Here is a 13,825-nt window from a genome sequence, read left to right as displayed (position 1 = left end):
GGATCTTAGTTCTGCCAACTTTTGAAAGGCCATCTCTGTCGTGCGATTTTTCGTCATCGCCCGCATTTTGCGGGAACTGTTCCGCGGTCCCGTTACCCCCGGGAAACGTCTGGAAGCCCTGCAAAAACTGGGTCAACAGTTGGTTCCGGGATACCGATTCATGTGGCCAAATCCGGACTGGTGCCTTCGCGAATCGTTCGACGGCTACCTTCGCCAACAAGGCGAAATGGACGGCTTCAACACGCACAAACGATGGATGTTGTCACAACTGTTGCGAATGACCTGGCAAGTCCCCGGTGACACTGCCGAATGCGGCGTGTATCGAGGATCGACCTCGGTTTTGATTTGTCAAAGCAACCAGCGGTCTTCGCTGAATCGCCATCACTACTTGTTTGATTCGTTTTGCGGGCTAAGCGCCCCCGATTCCCAACAAGACGGTGATTACTGGACCGAAGGCGATTTGTCGGTCAGTGAGCAAACGGCTCGCGACGCTCTGGCCGCATTTGACCAGACGACCTTTTTGACCGGTTGGATTCCGCAGCGGTTTGGCGAAGTTGACACCAAACGTTTCAGTTTCGTTCACGTCGATGTGGATTTGTACGAACCGACGCGGCAGAGTGTTGAATTCTTTTACGACCGATTGAATCCGGGAGGCATTTTGTTGTGTGACGACTACGCAACGGAATTTTGCCCCGGCGCGACGCGTGCATGCGATGAAGTCTTGGCCGACAAGCCCGAAAAAATGATCGCTCTTTCACCCGGTGGTGGATTCATGATCAAGGGGCTGGAAACCGAAGCGGAGCCTTTCACAACGTGAATCACATCACGGGCGGCGAATCGGTTGTCAGTGTTTGATTTGGTCGTCCATCAATTCGCGGCAGCGGACCATCGCCGGTTGCCAACGTCCGGCTTTCGCGTCATCAATGACCGATCGCAGCGCTGACGTCGCATCGGTTGATAGCTGGCCGGCGCTGGCTTTGGTTTCGACTTGGTCTTGCAGTTGTTCGATCGCGACTTCGCTGCGTCGGTTACACGCGTTGTACAGCGCCATCGTCAAATCGTAACCGTCGTCGGACAGCGGAGTCGTGCCGGGCCAAAAGCTGACGGCCAATCCGATCAACAAGACGGCGGCAATCGAAATCCACAGCCAGGGCGTCGACCAAACGGGGCGGGTTTGATTCACAGTCGACTCCAGTCGATTTGTTCGCGTTCGTTCATGCTGGACATCTCCGCCCACAGAATCAGATCCACGAAATTCGTGACGAAGCGTACTGATCCGTCGCCGTATGCCACGTTGCCGCCGCCAACGTGCTGGCTGTACATCTGACCGACGTGATAGGTCGGAAAATTGATCGGGTGGATGATGGGTTGCCCGGTGATATCCAATTCGCCTCCGGACGGACCGGCGTGCACCAACGTCAACGTGGCCGCGGCGTCGGCACCGTTTTCGGGCGACAGGAACTGTGGATGCGTGAACGCCCCAGGCACGACACCGACCCACGTTTTTTCACTGAGCGCCGATGCGTGTTCGCCGAAGAAAATCGTCTGGCTGGTGCCGTCGGTCACATCACGAAATCGGGTGCGTGAATTTCGATAGAACGGGCCATCGGCAACGCGGCTGGCGTCACCGTCAATCTGTACCGTCCGCGTGGTGCCCTGATAGATGTCGTCAAAAACGATTCCCACGGCGGCGGAACCGCATTCGCCCCAGCAGCTTTCTTGGCCATGGCTGGCCACGTAATGACTGCGGCCGACTCGGACGCCGCGACCGGATATCGACAACGCATTTCCCGATTCATTCAAGACGTCGAACGGTTGGTCACCACCGGTCGACGAGGGACACAGGTACATCGGTATGGTCGCCGCGATCGCGGCTTCGTTTTCCGGGTCCCAAACCGGTCGATCAAAGCGAATCTGATCCGCAACGGCGGTCTGTTCGGCAAAGGGCAACAGCATCGATCCCCAGCCCCATCCCGAACCCGCGTCCCAGGTCGTCGAATCGATGGTGACCCACGAAGGAACGTTTCCATTGCTGGTCGGCTGCGATTGGTAGCCCGGCGGGAATTGCTTGAACGCCGAAGCGTAGTTGTGCGACGCCAACGCGATCTGCCGCAGGTTGTTGCTGCATTCCATTCGCCGTGCCGCTTCACGCGCACCTTGGACCGCCGGCAACAAGAGGCCCACCAAGACGCCGATGATGGCGATCACCACCAGCAGTTCGACCAGGGTGAACGCACCGCGTCGCGATTTGCGGTCGATGGGGGCGTCTTTCACGCTGCGAATTCGAAAAACAGGAAAGAACATCGGGCAACGCCAAGGCGAAAGGGTGAACACGTGGGCGTGGTGACGATTCTCGCCCGGCGAAAAACGGGATTTAGCGCAAGCTAACATTCAAGGCGGAATTAATAGCCGACAATCTGAATGACCCTGGAAAAGCCATGCATTGTGCGGCTCCCTGAGTTAGCCTGTGCTAACTTTCTGGTGTGATGCTAGACCGCCCGGGCTGTGGCGGCAAGGGTGTGGCTGAAAAAATGTCGCACCTGGTTGAGCACGTCGTCCCGGGATAGGAGGACAGGTTCGAATCGAAAATGTCTTCGGCCCAGCGGGTACACTTCGTGGTTTTCGGCTGCCAGACTGTGCCGTGCTGCATCCGACATACCGCCGGCCCCAGAAGCCGCTTTCTAGGCGGCGTTTGCCCCCGATTCTCGATCCGGTTTTTCTCGATCCCGTGACAGCGAACTCACACCAGCGAACCCGCGACGACCACGCCAGCGAAACGGCGGAGGACTATGTGGAAGCGATTGCCGATGCGATCACCCAAAATGGCGTTTGCCGTTCGGTGGACTTGGTGAATTTCTTTTCGGTGACGCATGCGACAGTCAATCGAACCGTGGCGCGTCTTCAGCGTGACGGCTATGTGACCACGGCGGCGTATCAGCCGATCGAATTGACCGAGGCGGGACGCCGCTTGGCGACACAAAGTCGACGCCGACACGCGGTGGTCTACGCGTTCTTACGGGCGATGGGGGTCAGCGAGTCATCGGCCGCCGCCGACAGCGAGGGCATCGAGCATCACGTCAGTGATGAAACTCTGTCGATGATGAAACGCGTAGTGGAAAAGGGATGGCCCCAGGCCTAGGCCTGCTCGATTAAGCCGAGGCTTGCTCGGTTGACTGGTTCAGTGGTTTTTCCCACCGCTGGCCTTGTTGGGCGATCGTGAACTTGAGGTTCGTCAGTTGCTCGATGCGTTTGGCGTCATCTTGGTTGACGCTGGTTTCGACTTCGAAGATTCGACGATTGGGCAGCCCGCTAACGATCGATGCGATCAGGTACGATTCGTGCGACAGATCCACGTCGGTGCTGTCCATGCCACCGGTGCGAAAGGAACTGGACAAGTCCAAGATGGCTTTGTCCACGTTCATGACTTGGGATTCCGGGTCGCTGATCCACAGGACGACCTCTGCCAGTACGGTCCCACTGCGGTGGTCGATCAATTGGTGTTGTTCCAAGTCCAAGTGGGACATGGCCGACGCTTGACGAGCCGTTCGCGGGTAGATTGCAAACGAGTCGGTGCGAGTGGAGCGGCGTAGCATCAAGCTTTCACGACCCACCGGCGGACGATAGGTGCTGGTTGCCGCGGTCAGCGCCTTGGCCGTGGTGGTGGGCGTGAAGCCTTGCCGCGACAGCAGCGAACTGGTGCGGGCGTCATGGCTGGGGACGCCGATCCCGTGACCGATCGGGGAAAGTCCCGCATAGCCGCACGTTTTGTCGCGCAGCGGCCCGGTCAGTAATCGAGTGAAGCCTTTGCGGCTGGCCGCCGACTGGACCTCACGCAGCAGGTCGTCGCACATGGCCAGGCCCCCGTCGCCGTCGAAGCAAATGGCGGCCAACACGGCGTCATGCGGGGCCGCGGGGTCTTCGACGTGATAGGGGCCCAGTTCGCTGGTGAACGCTTCGTCGGCCGACAGAAAGTGCGCCCAGGCGTGGGGACGGTTTTCTTCGTCCACGGCGACCAGTAACTGGGTTGCATCAAAAAAAGTTCGCGCCAGAATCGACTGTTCGATCATCGGCACACTGACCGACGGCGGCGGGCCGACAGCGGACCAGTGTCGGATCCAAACTTCCAGCAGACCCGGCAGGTCGGCGTTACAAAATGTCCGAATTGCGGTCATGAAGGAGTCGGATTTGATGCGGTGGTTGGTGGATTGCCCAGCGTGTCAGCCGGATTTGACCCGACGGGGCCGTGTTGCAATGGATTCGGCCGGTTCGGTCACGATCTGTAAATTTTTAGCTTAGCCCGATTTTATCCCCGCCCGATGGGGCCGTTTGCGATGCCACGATCCAACAAAAATCGCCCCCACAAACTTCCCAGCGATCACCGTGCCCAGCAAGGCGGCATGCTGTTTCTGTTGTCGTTGGTGATTTTTTTTCTATCCAGTCTGTTGTTGTACGGGTTGTACGCGTATTGGCGTCGCGATGATCCACAGTCGCAGATGCCACTGCCACTGACTTTTTTGATCAGCACGGGGTGTCTGCTGGCGATCAGCGGGCTCGTTCATGCGGCGACCCGGACCGTTCGACGACAGAAACGATGGCAGACCAGTATCTTACTGATTACAAGCAGCATCGCAGCGGTGCTGTTCATGTACGTCCAGTTCCGATCGATGCGGACGATGATGTCGGGATCCGATGTCGCCGAAGGGATCGGTCGCGGCGTGATCGGAATGGTGTTTGTGTTAGCGTTCCTGCATGCCCTGCATGTGGCCGGCGGGATCATTTCTCTGGCGATCGTTTCGGTGCGTTCGGTGTTGGGAAAGTATGATCATGAACGACACTGGCCGGTCGATTTCGCCGCCCACTACTGGCATTTCTTAGATGTGGTTTGGCTGATGATGTTGGCGACATTTTGGATGACCACCGGCGGATTCGCTTAGTCGATCTGTAGCCGAATTTCTTCCTCGGCGTTCACATTGCCGCTGGCTTGGAAATAAACCAAACGCCACCGGCGTGCTTGATCCTTGTCGGCCATGTCACGCAACCAGGGCAAGGCCGCCTTCCAATCGGCGGCCATGTGATCGCGAGCCATCTGGTTCAATTGGTCCGCAGTGGCCTGGACGCCCTGGCGCAGTCGTTCGTTCATCTTTTGAGTGCGATGAAACAACGATCGCTTCAATGATTTTGCCTGGACGTATTGATCCAGCCATTGATCCGAGTCTGTCGTGGCACCCAGTTGCGCGTCACAGCGTGCCAGCAAGTACAACGTTGCGACGTCTTGTTCGAACGTCTGCAGGATGGGCAGCAACGTCTCCTTGGCCTCTTGTGCCCTGCCCTGCTGCAACAGCGTTTTGCCCAACATCAATCGGGCGTCGTACAGTTCGGGACGCAAACGTAGTGCTTGACGCAAATCAGGTTCGGCTTCCGCGGGGCGATTCAAATCGGTCAACAGTTGTGCCCGCCACATCAATGCTTCCGCGTCGTCGGGACGTCGTCGGATCAGTCGTTTGGCAATCGGCAGCGCGACGTCTTGACGGTTTTGGCGTGCCAGGACTTCGATCAGCCCCAACCGGGCGTTGTCAAAGTCGGGGTCCAAGCGTAACGCTTCGCGAAAGTACGTCTCGGCGGTGACATAGTCGCTTTGTGTGTTCAGCATCGCGCCCATGTAGAACCGAGGCGTGGCCTGACTCGGTTCGGACTGCATCCACTGCGAAAGAACGCCGCCGGCGGCAGCAAAGTTTTGCGTGTTCAGCTGGCCGATGGTCCACGCTTGGAACAACGCATTCGTGTCATTAGGGGCGCCTTCCAACAAACGTTGAAGTTTCGACGAACTGGCTTCGCCCGTTTCCTGCAGCCGCAGCAATTCAGATTCGCGGTCCAAGCTGGGGTATTCACCGGGTTCCGCGCCGACCGCCGCCAGTGTTTCGTCGGCCAGAGTGTATTGCAGTTTCAGTCGCGCGATCCGTGCGTGCTTGACGGCTTGTTCGGCTGGCGAAAGCGGCCAAATTCGTCGCTGCAGGACTTCCGCGGCTGCGTCGTACTGCTGCGACGCCAACAGTCCGTCGAACTGTGATTCGATCTTTGCGTCCCAGCGGCCGATTCCCCACAGCACCGCGACAACCAGCAAGGCGACCAGGGCGACGCCCAGGACCAGCAGTCGCCCGCGAGACGACCGCGGCTTGGTCGTGGGCGATTCAGGGTCGTTTCCACGGTCGGCATCTTTATCGCCGGCACCCTGGGATGCTTGTCGGCTTGGGGGATTCCGTTTGCGATTCATCGGGGCGTTGGGCAAGCGTCACTGGGCCGCCGTTTGATCGGCGGATTCATCAGACGGGACAGGCCCGTCGATCGTGCGATTCATCCACCAAACGTACTCGGTTTGCGGCGTCATTTCGACGGTCAGTGGTGGAACATACAAATCCAAATCGCCATCGCGGTCGATATCGATCAGCCGGCAGGTCGCCGCATGGCACCGGTCGGTTTCCAAAACATGCGGTGCAAATTCCATGTCTTCGGTCTGTTCCAGCCATACGACCGACGGAAAGGAACCGGGGGGATAAGCGTCGACCTGGTGCTGTGACAAAAGCGAACAGGCCGCGATATCCAAATCACCATCTTGGTCGATGTCGCCGACCGTCGCGGTGTACACGCCGGGCATGCGGAACAACTCATGGGGCGTCAGCGGAAATGTGCCTTCGTTTTCCAACCATCCGATGTGGTGAAACGGTTTGGCCATGTTGTCATCAAAGGTGTCGCCACAGGTGTAAACCACATCCAGGTCGCCGTCTTTGTCCAGGTCGACCACTTCGATCCCGCTGCTGCCTAGCGTCGGTGTGTTACCGGTGTGCAGGTTTTTTCGTTCCAGTTGCCCGTCGCCCCGGTTCAGATACAAGTCGATTGATTCGGCGTTCTGGGTCACCAGGGTGATCAGGTCATCCAAGCCGTCGTCGTTGAAATCGGCAATCAGAATTTCGATGCATCCATCCCGCGGGTCCAGGACCTCCGTTTCGAATTGTGGGATGCCGTCTTGGATTCCCGTCTGACGCATGATTTCGACGCCGCCGGAAAAATACAGACCGAAATCAGCGATGATCAGGTCCAAGTCACCGTCGCCGTCGTAGTCAAACGGCAGAGCATCGGCCACGCGTGTCAGGCCCAAACGCAGTGCGTGTCGACGAAAGCCACCATCGCTTTGACCCTGCAGCCACCACACCGACCCCTGGCGTTCATCTTGGGGTGCCATCGAACCCAAGTCGGAAACGACGTAGTCCATGATTCCGTCGGCGTCCAAATCGGCTTCATGGATTCGTGACGGATTTCCGCCGCGGCCCAACAGCGTCGACGTCACGTCCACCTTGGACGTTTCGCTCGATTCGGAACGATGGAACTCCAGACGCTTGACGACGCCGGTCCACAAATCGGTCACCGCCAACGAAATCGCGTCTTCGGGAGTGCGCCCGTCGACCAACGGCAACGTTGATGACACCGCCATCAAGTCCTTTTCGCCACCCCATTGCAGCGGCACGGCCTGGAATGTGTTGTCCAGCGATTCCACGGGTGGCGGAAATTGATATCCCGGCGGTGCGTCTTTGACGAAGTAGTCGACGATCGCCTGGTAATCAGGAATCACCAAGTCGTTGCGTCTGGATTGGTGATAAAGAGCGATCTTGTCCAACACCTGCTGGGGCCAATACCCGGCGGGCAAGTGCGTGGGGTCCGGCATCGGGTGACAGTCACCGCAGAAAGCTCGAATGGAGGCGACGTCGGTGGGAGGCGCTTCGTTGGCGGCGACCCGGTGGAGCGGCAAGTTGTGCCGGTTTGATTGCGACGCGGAAACATCCACCGCCGACGATGCACGCCGATTGTGGCCTGAGGAATCGGACGCAGAAGGCCGCGGAAACGCCAACGTGGTGGCGGCCCAAACGGCAACGCCGAACAGGAAAAGGTTCCCGATTCGGCGTTTGGAAGTCCAGAATACCGGACGATCTTGGGTGTCCGGCGTGGTGGGATCGGCGTGACGTTGATTCAAAGGTGGTTGCCTTCGACTGCGCCGATGCCCGGCGATCAGATCGACGGTGTCGGCTCGTAAGGGATGTCTTCGATCAGGTCCATCGGTCGCGGAGCGACGTGCAGGCCGGCGTCGCTGAGGATCGCATCGACGGCTTCTTGGCCGGCCTGAACGATACTTTCGCGGGTTTGACCTTTATAGTTCGCCGTGCTGGCAGCCGGGCCAATTGGACCGTCGAACTCCGACGAATCCAGATGCTTGACCAGGGCGACCAAGTCCAACAGGCCTTGTTTTTCGGGCAGCACGCGGTCGGTGGGCTTCGCCGTCGATGCGTCGACCGAATCGGACAGCGACGACAAGCGGACGGCCACGATCTTGCTACCAGGAATTTCCGTAATTTGATCCATCGCGCCACCGCCGACGATCCAATCGAAGGTGTCCAGCAGGTAGCCAATGTTGTCGGCGGTTGTCGCGGAGATCAACGCCATGAAGCCTTCGACGTCGCGGACGAACGGGAATTGGACTTCGTCACCGGTCGGGCAAGCCGAAAAACCGACGGCCAGGCGAATGTCTTTACCGGCCAAAACACCGGCGATTTGGTCCAGGCGGCTTCGCTGGACTTCAAAGTATTCCGGATACGGCAATCGGTCGGTGCCCGAGGGGACGCGCAAATAAGCACGTTCGACCTGCAATTCGGCCGCCAATTCGGTCAGCGGGTGCAGGGTGCCGACCTGTGCGGTGAACGCGTCGTCATCGGCGTCCAAGTCGATGTCCAGTTCAAAACCACCAATTTTGATGTCGGCCGCCCGCAGGTACTTCGTGGCGTCTTCCACGCTCGTGCGTTGCGATCGACGCAGCATGTCCAGCAGATCGACGTCCATCCCACGGAACGCGTAGGTCAATGACAATTCGATCAATTCGCTTTGGCGGCCGTTGATTCCCAGGGCTTGAGGGGAAAAGTTTTTGAACATGGGCAAATGGGGTCCTACTGGTGACTTCTTTGTATTCGCAATGGGCCGGCGGTCTGTTTGAACCCGTCCGACCGGGATATTCATCGGCCCACACGGTCGTCGGCGGGCGGGCAAATCGGCCATGGAAGCCGGTGGAATCGCCAACACGCATGGCCGGACCAGGCGGCGCGGCGACGGTCGTCCAGGACGATTGACAGCTTGAGGCGACCGGAGAGTATCGCAGAATCGCCCCGATCGGGCCAAGGGGCAATTGCCCCGGATTATGACAGCGGGCAAGATCGGCGGATCGGCCCTGCGGTAGCGCGCCGACCGGATCCACTTTTACCGAGCCTTCGCGAGTGACCAAGCCAGCGTCTTCGTCTGCCGATTTGCCGTCCAACGCGTCGTCTGGCCGGGCCAAAACGACCCCGGCGCCGGGGGATCGTCGCCCGGCAACGGACGCGGACCAGGCCGACCGATCGGCTGATTCGTCGCGTCCGGAGGTCGTTTTTCTGGGCACCGGGACCAGCGTGGGTGTGCCGGCCATCGGCTGTGATTGCCCGGTTTGCCGCAGCAGCGATCCCAAAAACAAGCGAACACGCTGCGCGATCGTCTTTCGATTGCCTGACGGGGACCTCCTGGTCGACACCCCGCCCGATCTGCGGACGCAGTTGCTGCGGGAAGACATCGGGCTGATCCACGCGATCATGTTCACGCACGAGCACGCTGATCACCTGTTCGGGCTCGACGACGTGCGTCTGTTTCCTTTTCGTCTGCACGCCCCCGTGCCGATTTATTGTCAGCAACAAGTGGACGAACGGATTCGCAAGTCATTCGACTATGCGTTTTCCGATCGCGTGGAAACCCATCCGGGATCCAAGCCGCGGTTGGAGCTTCGCCGCATCACTCATGATCGCTTCGAAGCGTTGGGCGTCCCGGTGACGCCGATCCCGATGCTGCACGGGCCACATTTCGAAGTGCTGGGGTTCCGCATCGGTGATTTCGCCTATTGCACGGACACCAACGGGATCCCGGACGCCTCGATGGAGTTGCTGCAGGGGCTGGACACGCTGGTCATCGGCGCGCTGCGGTACAAACCCCACCCGACGCACTTCACCGTTGATCAGGCGATCGAGGTGTCTTCTGAACTGTCCCCCAAGCGGACTCTGCTGACTCATATCGGGCACGATTTGGATCACGGGCCGACCAACGAATCCTTGCCGCCGGGAATCGAGTTGGCCTACGATGGTTTGCGGGTTCCTTTGGTGGGCCTGTAAATCTTCACTCAGGTGGATCGCCGAAAGACGCTTCCACCCTGCCCTGCTCCTTTGCATGACCGGGTCCGCATCGAACGGACCCCACGGATGAAAGATTCGAAGCTGCGCCGTCAAATCGCGTTCGAGGCGGCCAGATTGATGTACAGCCGACAGGAAACGGAATACTTCCAAGCCAAGATCAAGGCGTCGCGACGGACAGTGCGTGGCTGGGTCAAACCGGCCGACTTGCCCAGCAATGCCGAGGTTCGCGACCAGATCCAGGTGCTGACACGGTTGCACGAAACCGACGCCGATGCCCGCCACGGACGATTGGGGCGAATGCGTTTACGCGCCTTGTGGTGGCTGCGGCAACTGGACGCTCACCATGCCAAGTTGATCGGCAGCGTGCTGACCGGATCGGTCCGCGACGGCAGTGACATCGACATCCATGTCTTTGGAAATCATCCCGACACGATCGCCGACGAAGTCGATTCGTTGGGGTTCGCCTGTCAGGTGGTTCGCAAGCAAGTGGTCAAAGACGGCCAACCGCGTGTGTTTACCCATATCCGCATCGATGACGAATTCCCGATTGAACTGACGGTCTATCCGTTGAAGTGGATCGGACATCGATTCAAGAGCAGCATCACCGGCAAAGCGATCGAAAGGGCTTCCGCGTCGCAGTTGGAAAAGCTGTTGGTGTTCGCACACGATTACGATGCCGCGTCGCTGTCGACATCCCTGCAGCAGATCCAGGGACGTCCCGACCGTTTTCAAGTTTTCCAGGCTTTGATGGTCCCGCTGGAAAATGTCGTCCAGTCGCCGCGTTGGCACCCCGAAGGCGATGCGCTTTATCACAGTCTGCAAGTGTTCGGACTGGCCAAGGACGAGTCACCCTATGACGAAGAATTTCTGTTGGCCGCGCTGCTGCATGACATCGGCAAAGCGATCGATCCCGATGATCATTCGGTCGCGGCGCTGGAGGCCCTGGATGGCTACATCAGTCCGCGTACCGCTTGGCTGATCGCCCATCACATGGAAGCCCACAAAATTCACGACCACACGATCGGTGCCCGCCGCCGACGTCGTTTGGCATCGCATCCGTGGTTCGAGGATCTGCTGTTGTTGGGGGATTGTGACCGCGGCGGTCGTGTTGCCGGTGTGTCGGTCGATACGCTGCAGCAGGCACTGGATTACATCGAAAGCATCGAAGAAATGTTCGGCGGCGACCCGGTACAGCCGTCGTGGTCACCCCACGACGACGAGCCAATACGCTAGAAACATCCGCCACGGCTCGCACGCAGTTTGCGACCCGCTGGATGTCCCGATCGCGTATCGTTCTTTGCCAAGGTCCGCCGATGACCCAAACGTCTGTCGACGCACAACGCTTCAACGCCAAGTTGGGGTTGGTTTTGTTTGCGTTGTATTTGTTGTGTTACTTGGGGTTCGTGCTGACCGGCGCGTTCGCGCCCGATGCGTTCGACCGGGTGTTGTTCTGGGGGCTGAACCTGGCGATCGTTTATGGGTTTGGATTGATCGTCGTGGCGGTTTTACTGGCGGGCATCTACGGCTGGTTTTGTCGTGTCGAACCGGACGATGAAGCTGCCGAAGCGATGGAGGATCGCTCGTGATTTACGACGCATCCGTCGCGGCAATCGTCGCCTTTGCGGCCTTCGTCGCGCTCACGCTGGGCATCAGTTTTTACCTGGGACGCCGAGCGACGTCGTCCGAAGGCTACTTCGCCGCCCATGGTCAAATCCCATGGGCGATCAATGGTGTCGCGTTTGCCGGGGACTATCTGTCGGCGGCATCGTTTTTGGGCATCTGCGGGATGATCGCGTCGTACGGGTACGATGGATTCCTGTACTCGATCGGTTACTTGGCGGGCTGGGTGGTTGCACTGTTCGTCATCGCCGAACCGATGAAGCGGCTGGGGCGATTCACGTTTGCCGATGCGTTGGACGCCAAGTTTCAATCACCCGGCATTCGTGGTGCGGCGGGCGTCAGCACGCTGGTCGTCAGCGTTTTCTATCTGATTCCGCAGATGGTCGGCGCCGGTGTGCTGATCCAGCCCCTGCTGGGACTGCCCCACTGGATCGGTGTCGTCGCTGTGGGTGCGGTGGTGATCGTGATCGTCGTCACCGCAGGAATGGTCAGCACGACCTGGGTCCAGTTTTTGAAAGGATCTCTGCTGGTCATCTTCAGCGCCGTCCTCGTGGCAATCGTTCTGTCCAAGGGATTGAAGGTCGACGATGGCGGATTCCAGTCGATCGGGCCGCTGGATGAAAGCGAGGTTGCCGCCGAGCGCACGGGATCCGGTGATGCAATGATCGCGGGACGGACCGTGGTGGCACCGGAGGATGGTTGGGCGGAGGCCCAGGATTTCATTCGATTGACGCGAGACGACGGTCGAGGCTTTGATTTGTTTCGGATCGAACGCTCCGGTGCACAGGTTTGGTTGCGCCAGGCCCAGTCGGTTCGAAAAACGGACGCAGCGACGTTGATCGACGGGGCTCCACTTGGACGCGATCAGGGCCAACGCGAACTACTGACCGGCGGCTATGTCAGTCGTTTGCCTGATGATCAACAGCAGACCGGACCACTCGGGCCCGCGGCCTATTTGTCGACGTTGCGTCAAAGCGAAGTCGTGCTTTGGAAAAAGACCAGCGTTTGGCATGATGATGAAACGATGTCAACGATCTACTATCCAAAAGCGACCGAAGGTTCGCAGGTGTTGCGGCCGGGCGAACACCCACGTTTTCAAGGTATTCGCGGTGATAGCTGGGTCGGTAAGATCAATTTTCTGTCACTGATGTTGGCACTGTTTTGCGGGACCGCTTCGTTGCCCCATATCTTGATTCGGTATTACACGGTCAAGGATGCCGCGGCGGCACGCAAAAGCACGATTGTCGGAATTGCGACGATCGGTTTTTTCTATGTGCTGACGTTGTATCTGGGCTTGGGCGCGATGACCAACGGGGCGCTCGACTTGACCAGCAACAACATGGCCGCGCCGTTGTTGGCACGCAGTTTCAATGATTGGTTGTTTGCGATCATTTCGGCGATCGCGTTCACCACGGTGTTGGGCACCGTCAGCGGGCTGATCTTGGCCAGCAGCGGTGCCGTCGCTCACGATTTGCTGGAAGGCGTCTTTGGTCTGCAACTGTCGGGGGCTCGCCAGGTCCGCGTGGCGAAAATTTCGGCGGTCATCGTCGGCATCGTTGCGATTGTGTTGGGCATCCTGTTCCAGGGCTTGAATTTGAGTTACCTGGTCGGCTGGGCATTCAGCGTGGCCGCCAGTGCGAATTTGCCCTCGTTGGTAATGTTGCTGTTTTGGAAAAGGACGACCCGGCAAGGGATCGTCGCCAGCATCCTGGTCGGAATGTTCAGCTCGTTGGCGTGGGTGTTGTTGTCGGCCGATACGTTTGAATCGGTCTACGGTATCGATCCGGATGGTGCGCCGACGCCGTTTGGCCAACCCGGGATTGTGACAATCCCCTTGGCGTTTCTGACTTTGATCGTGGTCTCGCTGATGACCGGAAATCGGTCTGGTGACGAATCCCCGGTTGCGGGATGATGAATCCAGCGGGTGTGCCGGTACGCCCGCCGGTTTCCTGTGA

13 protein-coding genes are annotated in these 13,825 nt (G+C 58.9%); 7 read left to right on the top strand and 6 right to left on the bottom strand.

Features of this window, described 5'->3' with window-relative positions; translation table 11 throughout:
• Positions 1-40: 40 nt before the first annotated feature.
• Positions 41-817: a TylF/MycF/NovP-related O-methyltransferase gene (locus Mal65_RS21485; RefSeq protein WP_145302420.1), complete on the top strand. Its 777-nt coding sequence runs from the start codon at positions 41-43 to the stop codon at positions 815-817.
• 27 nt (positions 818-844) lie between these two features.
• Here the strand turns inward: Mal65_RS21485 and Mal65_RS21480 are convergent, their stop codons facing one another.
• On the bottom strand, positions 845-1,183 hold the full coding sequence (locus tag Mal65_RS21480; RefSeq protein ID WP_145302417.1) for a hypothetical protein: 339 nt from the start codon (positions 1,181-1,183) through the stop codon (positions 845-847).
• Positions 1,180-2,304, bottom strand: coding sequence for a DUF1559 domain-containing protein (locus tag Mal65_RS21475; protein WP_145302414.1), 1,125 nt, complete (start codon positions 2,302-2,304; stop codon positions 1,180-1,182). Before Mal65_RS21475 ends, Mal65_RS21480 begins: the two co-directional genes overlap by 4 nt.
• A gap of 424 nt (positions 2,305-2,728) precedes the next feature.
• Here Mal65_RS21475 and mntR point away from each other — a divergent pair, with 424 nt between their 5' ends.
• A complete protein-coding gene (gene mntR / locus Mal65_RS21470) occupies positions 2,729-3,139 on the top strand; it encodes a manganese-binding transcriptional regulator MntR (protein WP_145302411.1) in 411 nt (136 codons plus the stop codon).
• 10 nt (positions 3,140-3,149) lie between these two features.
• Here the strand turns inward: mntR and Mal65_RS21465 are convergent, their stop codons facing one another.
• Complete coding sequence (locus Mal65_RS21465; protein ID WP_145302409.1) at positions 3,150-4,172, bottom strand: hypothetical protein; 1,023 nt, start codon at positions 4,170-4,172, stop codon at positions 3,150-3,152.
• Between the two features lie 159 nt (positions 4,173-4,331).
• Here Mal65_RS21465 and Mal65_RS21460 point away from each other — a divergent pair, with 159 nt between their 5' ends.
• Entirely contained in the window at positions 4,332-4,934 is a 603-nt protein-coding gene (locus Mal65_RS21460) for a cytochrome c oxidase subunit 3 (RefSeq protein ID WP_145302406.1), read from the top strand.
• Here Mal65_RS21460 and Mal65_RS21455 read toward each other — a convergent pair.
• The 3 genes from Mal65_RS21455 to Mal65_RS21445 all read right to left on the bottom strand — a co-directional run bounded on the left by Mal65_RS21455 (position 4,931) and on the right by Mal65_RS21445 (position 8,973).
• Positions 4,931-6,271, bottom strand: coding sequence for a tetratricopeptide repeat protein (locus Mal65_RS21455; RefSeq protein WP_145302403.1), 1,341 nt, complete (start codon positions 6,269-6,271; stop codon positions 4,931-4,933). The genes Mal65_RS21460 and Mal65_RS21455 overlap by 4 nt on opposite strands.
• An 18-nt stretch (positions 6,272-6,289) precedes the next feature.
• The gene (locus Mal65_RS21450) at positions 6,290-7,717 is read right to left on the bottom strand and encodes an FG-GAP repeat domain-containing protein (RefSeq protein ID WP_145302400.1); all 1,428 of its coding nucleotides are present in this window, start codon (positions 7,715-7,717) and stop codon (positions 6,290-6,292) included.
• Positions 7,718-8,058: 341 nt separating this feature from the next.
• On the bottom strand, positions 8,059-8,973 hold the full coding sequence (locus Mal65_RS21445; RefSeq protein ID WP_145302397.1) for a TIM barrel protein: 915 nt from the start codon (positions 8,971-8,973) through the stop codon (positions 8,059-8,061).
• Between the two features lie 368 nt (positions 8,974-9,341).
• Here Mal65_RS21445 and Mal65_RS21440 point away from each other — a divergent pair, with 368 nt between their 5' ends.
• From Mal65_RS21440 to Mal65_RS21425, 4 genes are all read left to right on the top strand, one after another.
• Positions 9,342-10,229: an MBL fold metallo-hydrolase gene (locus Mal65_RS21440; RefSeq protein ID WP_145305106.1), complete on the top strand. Its 888-nt coding sequence runs from the start codon at positions 9,342-9,344 to the stop codon at positions 10,227-10,229.
• An 87-nt stretch (positions 10,230-10,316) separates the two neighbouring features.
• Positions 10,317-11,483 (top strand): HD domain-containing protein, encoded by a 1,167-nt coding sequence (locus tag Mal65_RS21435; protein WP_145302394.1) that lies wholly within the window; start codon positions 10,317-10,319, stop codon positions 11,481-11,483.
• Between the two features lie 80 nt (positions 11,484-11,563).
• Positions 11,564-11,836 (top strand): DUF485 domain-containing protein, encoded by a 273-nt coding sequence (locus Mal65_RS21430; protein ID WP_196784359.1) that lies wholly within the window; start codon positions 11,564-11,566, stop codon positions 11,834-11,836.
• On the top strand, positions 11,833-13,782 hold the full coding sequence (locus Mal65_RS21425) for a sodium/solute symporter (RefSeq protein WP_145302388.1): 1,950 nt from the start codon (positions 11,833-11,835) through the stop codon (positions 13,780-13,782). Before Mal65_RS21430 ends, Mal65_RS21425 begins: the two co-directional genes overlap by 4 nt.
• Positions 13,783-13,825: the final 43 nt, after the last annotated feature.

Source organism: Crateriforma conspicua, from assembly GCF_007752935.1.
Lineage (GTDB): Bacteria > Planctomycetota > Planctomycetia > Pirellulales > Pirellulaceae > Crateriforma > Crateriforma conspicua.
The sequence above is the reverse complement of the archived record's forward strand: the minus strand, read 5'-3'. Positions and strand labels throughout refer to the sequence as shown.